Annotated in this window: 14 protein-coding genes; 8 read left to right on the top strand and 6 right to left on the bottom strand. The window is 66.4% G+C overall.

What is annotated here, in order from left to right; translation table 11 throughout:
- Positions 1–19: 19 nt before the first annotated feature.
- Positions 20–1,120 carry an enoyl-CoA hydratase/isomerase family protein gene (locus AAFP30_RS09300; RefSeq protein WP_419229612.1) on the top strand — a complete coding sequence of 367 codons (1,101 nt, stop codon included), beginning with the start codon at positions 20–22 and terminating at the stop codon, positions 1,118–1,120.
- A complete protein-coding gene (locus AAFP30_RS09295; RefSeq protein WP_419229611.1) occupies positions 1,113–1,889 on the top strand; it encodes an enoyl-CoA hydratase in 777 nt (258 codons plus the stop codon). Before AAFP30_RS09300 ends, AAFP30_RS09295 begins: the two co-directional genes overlap by 8 nt.
- Positions 1,890–1,895: 6 nt before the next feature.
- Here the strand turns inward: AAFP30_RS09295 and AAFP30_RS09290 are convergent, their stop codons facing one another.
- The 4 genes from AAFP30_RS09290 to AAFP30_RS09275 all read right to left on the bottom strand — a co-directional run bounded on the left by AAFP30_RS09290 (position 1,896) and on the right by AAFP30_RS09275 (position 5,575).
- Complete coding sequence (locus AAFP30_RS09290; RefSeq protein WP_419229610.1) at positions 1,896–2,825, bottom strand: vWA domain-containing protein; 930 nt, start codon at positions 2,823–2,825, stop codon at positions 1,896–1,898.
- Positions 2,826–2,891: 66 nt separating this feature from the next.
- Positions 2,892–3,851, bottom strand: a complete 960-nt coding sequence (locus AAFP30_RS09285) for an AAA family ATPase (protein ID WP_419229609.1) — start codon at positions 3,849–3,851, stop codon at positions 2,892–2,894.
- On the bottom strand, positions 3,848–4,705 hold the full coding sequence (locus AAFP30_RS09280; RefSeq protein ID WP_419229608.1) for a mycofactocin-coupled SDR family oxidoreductase: 858 nt from the start codon (positions 4,703–4,705) through the stop codon (positions 3,848–3,850). The genes AAFP30_RS09285 and AAFP30_RS09280 overlap by 4 nt, the downstream gene beginning before the upstream one ends.
- A 42-nt stretch (positions 4,706–4,747) precedes the next feature.
- Entirely contained in the window at positions 4,748–5,575 is an 828-nt protein-coding gene (locus tag AAFP30_RS09275; protein WP_419229607.1) for a mycofactocin-coupled SDR family oxidoreductase, read from the bottom strand.
- A gap of 127 nt (positions 5,576–5,702) precedes the next feature.
- Between AAFP30_RS09275 and AAFP30_RS09270 the strand changes: the two genes are divergently transcribed.
- Positions 5,703–6,338: a TetR family transcriptional regulator gene (locus AAFP30_RS09270; RefSeq protein WP_419229606.1), complete on the top strand. Its 636-nt coding sequence runs from the start codon at positions 5,703–5,705 to the stop codon at positions 6,336–6,338.
- On the opposite strand, the gene AAFP30_RS09265 is transcribed toward AAFP30_RS09270, so the two are convergent.
- Positions 6,327–6,974, bottom strand: coding sequence for a LysM peptidoglycan-binding domain-containing protein (locus AAFP30_RS09265; protein ID WP_419229605.1), 648 nt, complete (start codon positions 6,972–6,974; stop codon positions 6,327–6,329). The two genes, AAFP30_RS09270 and AAFP30_RS09265, sit on opposite strands and share 12 nt — an antisense overlap.
- Before the next feature lie 213 nt (positions 6,975–7,187).
- Between AAFP30_RS09265 and AAFP30_RS09260 the strand changes: the two genes are divergently transcribed.
- Positions 7,188–8,246 carry an alpha/beta hydrolase gene (locus AAFP30_RS09260; protein WP_419230145.1) on the top strand — a complete coding sequence of 353 codons (1,059 nt, stop codon included), beginning with the start codon at positions 7,188–7,190 and terminating at the stop codon, positions 8,244–8,246.
- A 14-nt stretch (positions 8,247–8,260) separates the two neighbouring features.
- On the opposite strand, the gene kstR is transcribed toward AAFP30_RS09260, so the two are convergent.
- Positions 8,261–8,914 carry a cholesterol catabolism transcriptional regulator KstR gene (kstR, locus tag AAFP30_RS09255; RefSeq protein WP_419229604.1) on the bottom strand — a complete coding sequence of 218 codons (654 nt, stop codon included), beginning with the start codon at positions 8,912–8,914 and terminating at the stop codon, positions 8,261–8,263.
- Between the two features lie 156 nt (positions 8,915–9,070).
- Between kstR and AAFP30_RS09250 the strand changes: the two genes are divergently transcribed.
- The 4 genes from AAFP30_RS09250 to AAFP30_RS09235 all read left to right on the top strand — a co-directional run bounded on the left by AAFP30_RS09250 (position 9,071) and on the right by AAFP30_RS09235 (position 14,600).
- Entirely contained in the window at positions 9,071–9,886 is an 816-nt protein-coding gene (locus AAFP30_RS09250; RefSeq protein ID WP_419229603.1) for a methyltransferase domain-containing protein, read from the top strand.
- Positions 9,887–9,996: 110 nt separating this feature from the next.
- On the top strand, positions 9,997–12,255 hold the full coding sequence (locus AAFP30_RS09245) for an acyl-CoA dehydrogenase family protein (protein WP_419229602.1): 2,259 nt from the start codon (positions 9,997–9,999) through the stop codon (positions 12,253–12,255).
- Between the two features lie 79 nt (positions 12,256–12,334).
- The gene (locus AAFP30_RS09240; protein WP_419230144.1) at positions 12,335–13,429 is read left to right on the top strand and encodes an acyl-CoA dehydrogenase family protein; all 1,095 of its coding nucleotides are present in this window, start codon (positions 12,335–12,337) and stop codon (positions 13,427–13,429) included.
- 7 nt (positions 13,430–13,436) lie between these two features.
- The gene (locus tag AAFP30_RS09235; RefSeq protein WP_419229601.1) at positions 13,437–14,600 is read left to right on the top strand and encodes an acyl-CoA dehydrogenase family protein; all 1,164 of its coding nucleotides are present in this window, start codon (positions 13,437–13,439) and stop codon (positions 14,598–14,600) included.
- Positions 14,601–14,614: the final 14 nt, after the last annotated feature.

The raw sequence follows: 14,614 nt of genomic DNA, 5'->3' as shown, positions 1-14,614 counted from the left end.
TCGAACGCAAGGAGTGGTCATGGTGGATGAGCCGTCGGTGCTCTCGGAGGTTGTCGGGTCGGTGGCGACCCTGACGCTCAACCGGCCGAAGTCGATCAACGCGCTGGACCATCCGATGGTCACCGCCATGGACGAACTGCTGCGCGCGTGGGCGATCGATGACGCCATCTCGGCGGTGGTCGTGCGTGGCGCGGGGGAGCGTGGCTTGTGCGCCGGGGGCGACATCGTCGCGATCCACCGCGACGCCGCTTCGCTGAGCGGCAATCCGGCGGCCGGGGACGCTGAAGCCGTGGCCTGCCCGTCGGCCGCGTTCTGGCGTGACGAGTACCAACTCAACGCCGACATCGCCCGTTACCCGAAGCCCTACGTCGCGATCATGGACGGCATCGTCATGGGCGGCGGGGTCGGTATCTCCGCGCACGCCAACACGCGCATCGTCACCGACCGCACGCGCCTCGCGATGCCCGAGGTGGGCATCGGCTTCGTGCCCGACGTCGGCGGCACCCACATTCTGGCCCGCGTCCCCGACAACCTCGGCATCTACGCCGGCCTCACCGCGAACTCGCTGTTCGGGGCGGACGCCATCGAACTCGGCCTTGCCGACCACTTCGTCCCCGCCGACACGCTCGACGACTTCATCGCCGCCATCGCGACAACGTCCCTGGACGACGCCCTCACCAGGTACGCGCAAGACCCGCCTGAGTCCCGGATCGCCGCACAACGCAACTGGATTCGCGATGCCTTCGCCGCGCCCACGGTGCCCGAGATCATTGACCGCTGCCGCGCCGTCGGCACCGAGGATGCGACGAAGGTCGCTGACGCCATCGCCGCGAAAAGCCCCACCACACTCGCGGTGACGCTGCGCGCCCTGCGTGAAGAGTTACCGACCCTCGAGGCCACACTGCACCGCGAATACCGCGTCTCGATGCGCAGCCTGCTGCACCCCGATATGGCCGAGGGCATTCGGGCGCAGGTCATCGACAAGGACCGTAACCCGTCCTGGCAGCCACCCACCTTCGACGACGTCACCGCCCCGTCGGTCGACGCCTACTTCGCGCCGCTACCCGACGCGCTCGAACTGACCATCACCGAAGTCGCACAGGAGGATTCGAGTGTCTGATCTGCAGACCATCACCGTTGCCCGCGAAGGCCGAGTCGGCGTCATCACGCTGAACCGCCCGAAGGCGCTGAACGCGCTCAACACCGAGCTCATGCGGGAAGTCGTCACGGCGGCAACCGAATTCGACACCGATCCAGAGATCGGCGCCATCGTCCTCACCGGCTCCGAGCGGGCCTTCGCGGCCGGCGCGGACATCAAGGAGATGTCGTCGAAGTCCTACAGCGACGTCATCGGCGAGCAGTTCTTCGGCGCCTGGGATGACCTGTCCCGCCTGCGCACCCCGATCATCGCCGCGGTCACCGGCTACGCACTCGGCGGTGGTTGCGAACTCGCGATGCTCTGCGACTTCATCATCGCCGGCGAGAACGCCGTCTTCGGGCAGCCCGAGATCAACCTCGGTGTCATCCCGGGAATCGGTGGCTCCCAGCGACTTACCCGCGCCGTCGGTAAGTCCAAGGCCATGGACATGATCCTCACCGGCCGCCAGATGAAGGTCGACGAGGCCGAACGAATCGGACTTGTGTCCCGCGTGGTGCCCACCGACGAGTGCCTGACCGTTGCGAAAGAGGCTGCGGCCACGATCGCCTCGAAGTCGTTCATCGCCGCCTCGCTCGCCAAGGACGCGGTCAATCGGGCCTTCGAATCCAGCCTCGTCGAGGGTGTGCGCGCCGAACGGGCGCTGTTCTACTCGACATTCGCCACCGACGACCAGACCGAGGGCATGGCAGCGTTCGTGGAGAAGCGGGAACCAGAGTTCAAGCACCGCTGAAGACGCTCACGTCGTGAACATTTTCCGCAACGCCGCGGCGACCCCGTGGTGATCCCGGATAGGCACACAGTGCCCGTGCCCGAGGAGCGCGAGATCGCGGCCGAGGTCGGTGTCGTGTTCACCCGAAACATCCAGCAGCACATCGAGACGCGGTAGATCTGCGACGACGGTCCGCGGGTCGGGGCCGGCGTTGTGGACGCAGTCGCTGAGCAGGAGCACACGGGCGTCGGCGCGCGGGACGCCGCGGAGTTGGTCGGCGGCGGTCTCGAGTGCAAACGTCACATTGGTCAACCCCTGGGTGGGGAGGGTGAGCAACTGGTCGATGATCCGATCCGGTTCCATCGGATCGCCGAGTCGCGAGATGAGTGCGGCGTCGGACCAGAACGCGACAACCGCCACCGCATCCCGACTCAGCTCACCCACCAGCGCACCGACAGTGGCCGCGGCGGTCCGAACCTGTTCGCCGCGTGCCGAACCCGAGATGTCGGCGACGAGCACGACAGAACGGCGTCGTCGAATCCGTTGCCGCACCAGGATGTCGTCGTCGGTCGGTAGGGGATTGGCGGCGATCGCCTCCAATGTCGCATCGAGGTCGATCTCGTCGGAATCCCCGCGCCACCGTCGGGTGACGAGCGTTCCGGTCGCTGACCGCGGTGCTCGAGGTGTCCGAAGGACCTGTGCGAGAGCGAGTTTGCGAGCTATCTGCCGGGCCCGCAGCCGCGCGGCCTCGTCGGGCACGAGTGCTTGATCGGTGTCGCCGAGCTCACCGGACTCGTCGGTTTCGCCCGGCTGTGTCGAGCCCGGCGGCGCCCCCGGCGGTTTGCCGTCGGGACCACGCTTGCCCGCGATGATCAACCCACCGCCACCCGAGGACGGCACGAGCAGGTCCGGCGACGTCTCGAGCTGCTTGGGCTTGCGGCGCAACGGCTTGAGCATCTGCCGTCCGCCGGGCCGCGGCGACTCCGCCCGCCGAGTGAGCGGGGAGTCGGCCGCGATCGCTCTTCAACCCGGTTCGGCAGCAGCGGGTTTGAGCACGAAGTGGTCCTGCCAGATCTCGGTCAGCACACCCTCGGCGGTCGTGAATGCGGTGTCGTCGAGGTGGATTCGACCCGACAGCGCCACGAACATCGCATCCAGGAACGCGCCCGTGTAGTCGGTCGGCAGGTTACGGGGCGGATCGATCGCGTCGTCGATGGGCACGTCGATGCCGCGCATGGCGCACAACTGCGTCGCCACCAACGCCAGATCGATGGCGCCGCGCACACTGCTGCCCTGACGGATATCGTCGCGCTCCCGGGTCGCCCGGGTGACCGCCACGGCGTCGGCGGCAATCCGCAACGCCGGGAATTCGGCACGGCGCGAGACAATTTCGCGTTCGGCATCCGCATCCTGATAGTCGACGACGAGCCGGCACATCCGGTCGTGGACCGACGTCGAGAGCCGAGTGGTGCCGATGTTGTCGTACGGATTCATCGACGCGACGATCCGGAAACTCGGTGCCGCGGTGACCGATCCGACGCGCGGGACGGTGACGACGCGTTCGGCCATCGCAGTGAGCAATGTGTCGATGGTGTCCTCGGGGGCGCGGTTGAACTCCTCGACATAGAGGAAGCCGCCCACCCGCATCGCCTCCAGCAGTGGACCGTCGACGAAGTTGTCGGCGCTGTAGTCCTCTTTCAGTACCCGCGACGGATTATGGTGTCCGACAAGTCGGCTCGGGGTGAGGTCGGCGTTGCCCTCGACCAGGATGAGCGGGATACCCCATTCCGCGGTGATCGCACGCAGCAGGGTGCTCTTCGACGTGCCGGGTGGACCTTCGAGGATCAGGTCGCGTCCGGCGGCCACCGCGGCGAGAACCAGATCGAGCTCTCGGTCGCGGCCGACGATCCGACCGGCTATCGCGGCGCGGACCGCGGCCAGGTCGCGGCCGCGGTCCGTCGTCGGAGTTGGTGCAGACGTCACTTCACGGGTTCCGGGTTTGAGCCGGTGAGCAGCATGTGTCCGGCGTCGACAGGAATGGTCACACCCGTCACCGTAGCCGCCAGCCCAGAGTTCAGGTAGAGCGCGGTGTTCGCGATGACCTCCGGCGGCATGAACGTGGTGCCCTTGAGCGCGTGGAAGCTGTAACCGCCTTCGATGAGATCCTCCTTGGTGCCGCCCTCGTGACCGGCGAACATGTCCCACGCACCTTGCTGGTTGGTCATCGGCGTCAGGATGGCACCCGGATTGATGGAGTTGCAGCGGATTCCGTGCGGCGCCAGCTCCAGCGCGATGTTCTTCATCAACCCGATGACGCCGTGCTTGGTGGCGACGTAGTGCGCGTAGTTCATGCCCGGTTCCAGGCCGTTCACCGACGACGTGATGACGATCGAGCCGGTCTGCCGCTCGATCATGTGCGGCGCAACCGCTTTCGCCGACTTCCAGACCCCGGTGAGGTTGACGTCCATCATGTCGGCCCACGACTGTTCGGTCATCTCCCAGAAGGGCGCACGTGTCCAGATGCCGGCGTTGGCGATCAGGATGTCGATCTTGCCGAACTCGGCAATGCCGCCGGCGACCGCCGCATCGAGTTGCTCCTGGTTACGGACGTCGGCGTCGAAGGTCAGCGCGCGGCGGTCGAGCGCTTCAACCTGGCGGACCGTCTCGGCCATGTCCTCGGCGGTCGCGAGGGGATAGTCGACGCTGTCGAGGACCTGCGAGGTGATGTCGAGCAGGATGACGTCGGCACCTTCGCGCGCCGAGGTGACCGCGTGCGCGCGTCCCTGCCCGCGGGCGCCGCCGGTGATGAGCGCGGTCTTGCCGTCCAATAGACCCATGATGAGACTCCTTTGTCGAGGGCTACAGCGAAAGAGGTTGTGTTACAGACGCCCACCGGCGTCGATGACATGGGTGGTACCGGTGACGTACCGGCCGTCGTCGGACACGAGGTAGAGGATGGCGTTGGAGATGTCGATCGGCTCGACCATCGGCACCGGCAACTTGTTCATCTCTCGAGCCGCCTCTTCGAAGTCGGCCAGTGTCGGGTTCTCCAGGTCGGGACGGAACAGGCGATAGGTCGGTTCGTTGAGGATCATGTCCGTCGCGACGGTCGTCGGATGCACGGTGTTGACCCGAATGCTCTGCGGACCGAGCTCTTTCGCCAGCACCCGCATCAGGCCGACCAGGCCGTGTTTGGCCGCGGTGTAGTGCGCGATGTTCTCGTTGACCGTGATCGCGGCCAGCGAGCTGGTCAGCACCACCGAACCACCTCGCCCTCCGGCGACGATGTGCGGAACCGCGGCTCGCACGGTCTTCCACACACCGCTGAGGTTGATCTCGATCATGGTGTCCCACATCTCCTCATCCATCTCGAGAGTGGGTGCCATCGTGCTGATGCCCGCATTGCCGAGGACGATGTCGAGTCGGCCCAGTGCGGCCACCCCGTCGTCGGCGGCTTTGGTCAGGGCGGCGAGATCGCGAACATCGACCTCCGAGGCGATGATCCGGCGATCGAGCGCCTCCACCTGCCGGACGGTTTCCTCCATGTCGCCGGGACGGGCCGTCGCGTAGGGGACCGTCTCCACCTGCTCGGTGACGTCGACCGCGATGATGTCGGCACCCTCCTTGGCCAGCGTGATCGCATGACTGCGGCCCTGTCCTCGCGCTGCGCCGGTGATGAAGGCGACCTTCCCGTCGAGTTTGCCCACGATGCATGACTCCCTTCCGCCCACGTCGATGTGAGCTGCGTCTCATGACCGAGGATATGTCACACGATGCCATAACGCTAGGGCGGTTTGTCTGCGATCTGTGGTTGGTAGATGAGACGATGGGCGCATGCGTCAGCAGTCCGAACGTGTCGACAACTCAGCTGACCGTGTCGATGTGGTGGATCGGGGTGGCCGTCCGGCGAGTACCAGCGCGCACGAACTGGCTGCCGCGGCGCAGCGACTGTTCCTGCGCAACGGATTCGAGCAGACCAGTGTGGAGGACATCGCCGCGGAGGTCGGGGTGAGCCGTCGGACCTTCTTCCGGTACTTCCCGACGAAGGCGGACGTCGTCTGGGTGGAGTCGGATGCGGAACTCGAGGTTTTTCGTGAACGCCTCTATGCCTCGGACCCGGCCGATGACCCCGCGGATTGTATTGCCGCGGCGTTCATCTCGGCCCTCGATCACGGTCGGAACGAGGACGAGTGGGCACGCCACCGGGCGCAGCTGATCCTGGAGGTGCCGGCTGTGCAGGCGCACGCCAGCATGGTCTACCGGCAGTGGCGCACGGTGGTCGCGGAATTCGTTGCCGAGCGTACTGATTCGGCTGCGGACGCGGAGTATCCGATCGCCGTCGCGCATTCGACGATCGCGGCGTCGGCGGCAGGTCACGAGCGATGGACCGCTGATCCCGATGCCGTGTTCGCCGACTGTCTGCGGTCGATGTTCGGGCTCATGCTCCCGCGACTGGAATCAGGACGGTAGCAGTAGTAACTGCCCGGAGGTGAGCAACGACGGCTCGGGAATCCGATTGGCGGCGGCCACGATTCCCGCCCACAAGTCGACTTCGCCGGGGCCATATTCCTCGAGGCAGATCTCGCGGAGCGTGTTGCCGGTGATGAACCGCCGGCGGTTGAACCCGGGGACCTGGAGGATCTGCCCGACGGTGATGTTCTCGTCGGGTAGCTGATTGGCGGCAACCACCATGGTCGCCAGATGCTCATCGCCGTACCAGCGTTCGGCAAGGATGCGGAGGGTCTCGTTGTCGACGACGGTGTGGTGGCCGGCGTGGGTGCCGACGTCCGGAATTCGGAGCCACGCTCCGGTGACGATCTCTCGCTGGGCAACGCCGTTGGCGACCTCCCACATCAACTGCGTTGTGCTGTTGGTGGTTCCGTAGAAGGTCTGGGTGAGCTGCTTGCGCATCGTGCCGGTATCGGCGGTGACGACGTGGTGACGGAAGGTCACGTACGGGACCAGCAGTTCCTGCCCCGCCTGGATGAAATCGGGATTGACGAGATGATTGGCGGCGGCGATGACGGTGAACAGGCTCCCGTCGCCATACTCGCGCAGAGCGAGGCCCCAGAGGGTGTCGCCCTGGGCGACCGTGTACTTCTTCATATCTGTCTCCTCGCTGGTCAACCGGTACCGGTGGCTGTCATCGTGTGTCCGATCCGCGCTGAAGGCGCGAGTAGTGCACTACCCGGATCTGCGTGTGAGGAGCGAGGTTGCGAGTCACAACTGCCTAACAACCCAGCGCCACGACTTGGGGAGCGGAGAACCGGCCGCTAGCATCTGTTACGTCTGTGATAGATGTGGCTAAAGGGGCTAATGGTGCGCGAATCGTGGAAGCGTCGATCGGTGATGGCTGCCGGGGCGGCGGTTGCGGCGGCGGTCACGCTTACGGCGGGGGCCTCGATGGCGTCGGCCGCACCGACGCCGAATCCCGCGGTTTCGCGGATCGATACGGTGATCCATGAAGCGAATCAGCACATGACGGCGGTCGTCTGGTCGGCGTCGATGCAACGGATGATCCCGGTTTCGATCCTGCGACCGCGTGACACCAGCAAGCCGCGCCCGACGCTGTATCTGCTCAACGGTGCCGGCGGCGGCGAGGACTCGGCCACCTGGTCGGCGAAGACCGACTACGACAAGTACTTCGCCGACAAGAACGTCAACGTGGTGACGCCCATCGGCGGCGCGTTCTCGTACTACACCGATTGGCAGCACGACGACCCGATGCTCGGCCGCAACAAGTGGACGACCTTCTTCACCAAGGAACTGCCGCCGCTCATCGACAAGGAACTCAAGACCACCAAAGTCAATGCCATCGCGGGCATTTCGATGGCCGGTACCTCGGTGCTCAACCTCGCGATCGCCGCGCCGAAGCTGTACCGTGCGGTCGCGGCCTACAGTGGCTGCGCCCGGACCAGCGATCCGTTGGGGCAGGCCTACATTCGGATGGTCGTCGCCGACCGCGGGCAGGGCAACGTCAACAACATGTGGGGACCGCCGGGCAGTCCCGGCTGGGCAGCCAACGATCCGTACCTCAACGCCGCCAAACTCCGCGGCACCAAGGTGTATATGACCAGCGGCACCGGCCTGCCCGGCCCCTATGACCGGATCGACTCACCGTTGATCGCCGGCAATCCGTTGACGCTGGCGAATCAGGTTGTGCTGGGCGGTCTCATCGAGGCTGCGGTCAACCAGTGCACTCAGGACATGGCCAGCCGTTTGCGGCACCTGCGCATCCCGCTGACGATGGTGTCGCGGCCGACGGGCACCCACTCGTGGAGCTACTGGGAGAGCGACTTGCACCGCACCTGGCCGATGATCAGCAAGGACCTGAATCCCGCGCCGGCACCCAAACCCAAATCGCGCGCCGGCAACTGACGGAGTGCGTAGGTCTAGCTGAGGCGATCCTTCAGCAGCAGACGCACAGTCAGCTCGAGGCGGTTGGTGACGTCGGTGGCCGAGGCGCGTCGCGTCAGCCATTGCACCAGATTCGACATCCACACGTCCGAGATCACGCGTGCGATGGCGAGATCCTCTTCGCTCGGCTCACCGGTGTTGCCGACGATGGCGCCGGCGAGCAGTCGGTCGATGATGCCGGCGACCTGATCGACCTCGGCGGTCGCGGACGCGTCGGCGAACATGAACGCACGGGTCATGGCCTCGGTGAGCAGCGGATCGCGCTGCATCGCATAGGTGATCATGTCGAGGACGTGTCGGAGCCGTTCGACGCCGTTCTCGCCGCGCAGCTGCGACCGATCGACGCGCGACTCCACGCGTTCGAACTCGCGGGCCAGCGCGGTGACCAGTAGGTGGACCTTCGACGGGAAGTAGCGGTAGAGCGTGCCGACGGCGACGTCGGCCTTGTCGGCGACGGTCCGCATCTGGACGGCGTCGTATCCGCCCTTGGAGGCGAGGGCGAGTGTGGCGTCGAGGATGCGACGGCGGCGCTCGCGCTGTGCAGTTGATCCGGTTTCGGCCCCCGCCGACGACGACGCAGAGTCCCCGGTCGACTCGACCGAGGCATTTGCCGGTGCGGAACGTGCCATTTTTGCTCGGACATCCTCACGTTGTCGTCTACGTTGGGTAGTGGCTACCGGTTGGCAACCTCCCATCGCATATTAGAACAGGTTCTAATTGTCCGTCACAACTCAACATTCAGAACAATTACGTGACAATCAACACGAATTCGGACACGGAACGCCATGACTCACCACGACGAAACCCGTAAGGACGTCTACACCCACGGTCACGCCGGCGTGGTCGTTCGCAGTCACGCCGCCCGCACCGCCGAGAACTCCGCGGCATATCTCTTGCCGCTGCTGGAGCCGGGACTGACCCTGCTCGACGTCGGGTGCGGGCCGGGGAGCATCACCATTGACCTCGCGGCCCTCGTCGCACCCGGGCGGGTGCGCGGCATCGAGATCACCGACGCACCGCTGGCTGCGGCGCGGGAGAGTGCCGCCAAGCGCGGGGTCTCGGTCGAGTTCGCCGTCGACGACGCCTATGGGTTGTCCGACGCCGACGACACCTACGACGTCACCCATGCCCACCAGGTGCTGCAGCATCTGTCGGACCCGGTCGCGGCGCTGCGGGAGATGCGACGAGTGACGCGGCCCGGTGGCGCTGTCGCCGTCCGCGACGCCGACTACGCCGCCTTCACCTGGTGGCCGCACGACGAACGACTTGACCGCTGGCTCGAGATCTATCGCGCGGTCGCGCAGGGCAACGATGCCGAACCCGACGCCGGTCGACGACTCCTCGCGTGGGCGCACGCGGCCGGGTTCACCGAGGTCACGCCGTCGGCGTCGGTGTGGTGCTACGCGACGCCGGAGGATCGCGCGGCGTGGGGCGGGATGTGGGCCGAACGGATCTACTCGGCGATGGGACAGATGGCGCTCGAACGTGGACTCGCCACAGAAGCCGAACTCGACGACATCTCGGCGGCCTGGCGGGCGTGGGCCGAGCATCCGGACGGATGGATCGTGATCCCGCACGGCGAACTACTGGCTCGGGCCTGACCCAAAGGCGTGTCCCGACGTTCGGGACCTCTGCCTACCGGACAACCCTTCGGCGTGGCATATTAGAACACGTTCTAGTTAGCCCGGTCACACGACAGCAGAGGAATCACGTGCCCATCGCCACGTCCGGAGAACAAGTCGCGGTTTGCGACGCGATCGCCTCGTGGGCGCGCGGCGTCCACACCACCGACCTTGTCCGCGCCGACATCGACAAACCAGCCGATCAGTGGACCGGCCTCTTCGGCCAGCTCGCGGAGTTCGGCGTCTTCGCCGGCGCAGTCCCCGAAGAGTGCGGCGGACTGGGTGCGACCTTCATCGACGTCGCCGCGATGGTCGAGCAGTGCGGCACCAGTCTCGTCCCCGGACCGCTTGGCGCGACCATCGCCGCCGCGGTCGCCCTCTCCCGCTGCGACGACGGCCGGTCCACCGACCTGCTCGCCGCCATCGTCGCAGGCGACCTGCCGGTGGCGGTCCCCGCATCCGCCTACACACGGCAGAATGTCCCACAACTCCGCGACGGTGGCATCGACTTGGGACTGGTGCCCGGATACGTCGAGGCCGGCGCACTGCTGGTGTTCCTCGGGGAGGGAACCCCTCCGGTCCCTGAGGTGCGAGGCGCTGGCCGAGATGTGCCTCCGGTCCCTGAGGTGCGAGGCGCTAGCCGAGCCACGAAGGGCCACTGGCACCTTATCCCCCCAACAACGGGCATCGTCGACGCCACCCCGCACGCCCCGATCAGCGGCACCGAATCGGTCCTGCGGGTACAGATTTCCGGCCTCGACCCCGAGGCTCTCATCCCCCTCGACGACGACGCACTGATCGCCGGAGTCCTCTCGGCCACACTGGCCGCCTACCAAAGTGGCGTTGCGCGTTGGGCACTCGACACCGCCGTCGACTACGCCAAGGTGCGCACGCAATTCGGGTCGCCGATCGGATCATTCCAGGCGATCAAACACATCTGTGCCGACATGCTCTGCCGGAGCGAGGAACTCGCCGCCGTCGCGTGGGATGCCGCGCGGGCCATCGACGAACTGCTCCACGGCGCCGAACCCGACCGGGCCCGAACACAACTCGAGATCGCGCGTCTCGCTGCCGAAGTCGTGACCGCCGACGCCGCCGTCGCCAACGCCAAGGATTGTGTCCAGGTGCTCGGTGGGATCGGCTTCACCTTCGAGCATGACGCCCACCTCTATCTGCGGTCAGCGACGACCGCCCGCGCCCTCCTCGCACAGTCGACCGGTTCCCGTCGAGATCTCGCCAAGCTCGGATCAGACGGTGCGCGAAGGGACTTCGAGCTCGACCTGTCCGCGGTGGAAGATCGTCGCTCGGCGGTTCGGGACGCCATCGCGGCGATCGCCGCGACCGACCCCGATCATCGACGCCAGGCGATGGCCGACTCCGGATACCTGATGCCGCACTGGCCCGCCCCGCACGGCCTCGACGCCGAACCCGCGCTGCAACTCCTCATCGACAGCGAGTTCGACCGCGCCGGCATCATTCGGCCCGATCTGGTGATCGGCGCCTGGGCGATCCCCACCATCCTCGAGCACGGTACCGACGCACAGCGCGAGCGGTTCGTGGCACCGACACTGACCGGTGACCTCGTCTGGTGCCAGCTGTTCAGTGAACCCGAAGCCGGCTCCGACTTGGCGGCCCTGCGTACCAAGGCAACCCGCATCGACGGCGGCTGGAAACTCCAGGGCCAGAAGATCTGGACGTCCCAGGCGCACAACGCCACGTGGGGCATCTGCCTCGCCCGCACCGACCCGGACGCGCCGAAACACAAAGGCATCACCTACTTCCTGGTCGACATGTCATCGGACGGCATCGACATCCGGCCGCTGCGCGAACTGACCGGTCGCGCCAACTTCAACGAGGTGTTCCTCGACGGTGTGTTCGTGCCAGACGATTGCGTCGTCGGCGAGGTCGACGGCGGCTGGCGGCTGGCCCGCACCACGCTGTCCAATGAACGCGTCGCCATGGGCGGATCCGGGCTCGGCAAGGAGATGGAGGCGTTGCTGCGAGAGGTCGAGACGCTGGGCCGCAGCCTCGATCCGGCCGAATCGGCGACGCTCGGCAGCTTGGTTGCCGAAGCGCACGTCGGCCGCGTCATCGACGCGCGCACGGTGACCCAGCGTCTTGCCGGCCACGATCCGGGTGCGCTCTCCAGTGTCCGAAAACTCATCGGCGTCCGACACCGCCAAGCCGTGCCGGAGTTCGCGATGGACATCCTCGGCATCGACGGCGTGGCAGCCACCGAGGCGTCGGATCTGTTCTTACAGAACCGATGCCTTTCCATCGCCGGCGGCACCACGCAGATACTGCGGACCGCCGCGGCGGAACGCATTCTCGGATTGCCCCGCGGCTGATGCCGCCGAGACGTGCTGTCTGATACAACTAGAACAGGTTCTAAAAATGAGTAGTGACGGAACGCAGGGAGGCAGTGGGGTGGATTTCGCCCTCGACGACACAGCGGTCGCCGTCCGCGACGCCGCCGCGGAGGTCTTCGCGCGGCACGACGCCGACTGGGAGACCAAATTCGGGTGGCGCGGCTTCGGTGCCGCCACACCGGGGGCGTTCGACGACACCCTGTGGCGAGCGCTGGTCGACGCAGGCCTCATGGCGTTGCCGCTACCCGCCGCTCTCGACGGCGACGACATCGATGTGCTCGGACTCCAACCCCTGCTACGGAAGCTCGGTGAGACCGCCGCGGTGGTCCCGGCGATCGGCACCCTCACCTCGGCCCTCACCCTGCGGCAGGCACCGGCCGATGTCGCCGACAAGTGGGGGCGGACACTGACCGGCGGGGCGTGGCACGCGGTCGCGCTCGGCGAACTCGGCGACACCCTCACCTCGACACCGCACACCAGCATCCGCGGGGGGCGACTCACCGGAACCAAAACCGGTGTGCTGCATGCCGAGGGTGCGGCCGCGTTGGTGGTCGCGACCGATGGCGGTACGGTGGTGGTCGCCACCGACGCACCCGGCGTCACAATCGACCGGACCCCCGCGTCCAGCGGTTGGGGCGAATACACCGTGCGGTTCGACGACGTCCGGGTCGACGACGCCGACATCGTCGGCACCGACATCTCAGTACTTCGCGATCACTATCGACTTGCCTTGTGCGCCTACGCCGATGGGCTCGTCGCCGGTGCGACGCGACTCACCGCCGACCATGTCACCCATCGCGAGCAGTTCGGCAAACCCATCGCGCTGTTCCAGGCCGTGGGTCAGCAACTCGCCGACATCTACGTCGTCGGCCGCTCGATGAACCTGGCGACCACCGCAGCCGCGTGGCGCACCTCCGAAAATCTGGACGCCACACAGGATCTCGACATCGCCACCTACTGGCTCGCGGCGGAGATCCCGGCCACCATGCGCACCATGACCCACCTGCACGGCGGCATCGGTGTCGACGTGACCTATCCGCTGCACCGCTACTTCTCCATCACCAAAGACCTGGCCCGGCTCGTCGGCGGATCGGACGCGCGCCTCGACGAGATCGCCGACGGCACCGAGACCCGGCTCGAAGCGAAAGCGTAGGCGGCACATGTTCATCGACTTCACACCCGAACAGAAAGCACTGCGCGCCGAACTGCGCGAGTACTTCGCCGACCTCATCAGTCCCGGCGACGCGGAGACCATGCTCACCGAACGGCACGGCGAAACCTATCGCAAGGTCATCCGGCAGATGGGCACCGACGGATGGCTCGGCGTCGGATGGCCGAAAGAGTATGGCGGCAAAGGTTTCGGCGAGATCGAACAGCAGATCTTCACCAACGAGGCGGTCCGCGCCGACGTCCCGCTACCGGCTGTCACGCTGCAGACCGTCGGCCCGACGCTGCAGGTGCACGGCACCGACGAACAGAAACGACAGTTCCTGCCCGCAATCCTCGCCGGCGAGGTGCACTTCGCGATCGGCTATACCGAACCGGAGGCCGGCACCGATCTGGCGTCGTTGACCACCAGTGCAGTGCTCGACGGCGACCACTACGTGGTCAACGGGCAGAAGATCTTCACCACTGGTGGCCACGACGCCGACTACATCTGGCTCGCGGTCCGCACCGACAAGGATGCCCCGAAACACAAAGGCATCTCGATCCTCATCGTCGACACCACCGACCCGGGATTCAGCTGGACCCCGATCATCACCGCCGACGGCGCCCATCACGTCAACGCGACCTACTACAACGACGTCCGGGTACCGGTATCGATGCGCGTCGGCAACGAGGGTGACGGCTGGAAACTGATCACCACCCAGCTCAACCACGAACGCGTCATGCTCGGCCCGGCCGGCCGCATCGACGGACTCGCCTCTCGCATCCGCGACTGGGCGCAGCGCCCCGGACCCGACGGCACGGTGATTGCCAAGCACCCCGATGTGCGACGCGCCCTCGCCGAGATCGACGCGCACACCCGCATCAACGAACTCCTCAACTGGCAGGTCGCCTCCACCGGCGAGGCCATCTCCATGGCCGATGCCGCTGCCACCAAGGTGTTCGCCACCGAACGGCTGCAACACATCTGCCTGCTCATCAACGACATCGTCGGCCGCTACGGCGACTTCACCGACCCCGACACCGCAGCGCTCGTCGACTGGCTCGACGTCCAGCAGAAGCGTCATGTCGTCATCACCTTCGGCGGCGGTGTCAACGAGGTGATGCGCGACATGATCGCCACCGCCGGACTGGGATTGCCGAGGGCCAAGCGATGACGACCACCCCGCAG

The organism is Gordonia sp. CPCC 205515, assembly GCF_048537925.1.
Lineage (GTDB): Bacteria > Actinomycetota > Actinomycetes > Mycobacteriales > Mycobacteriaceae > Gordonia.
Note: the sequence above shows the minus strand (reverse complement) of the source record. Positions and strands in the feature narration are given on the sequence as shown.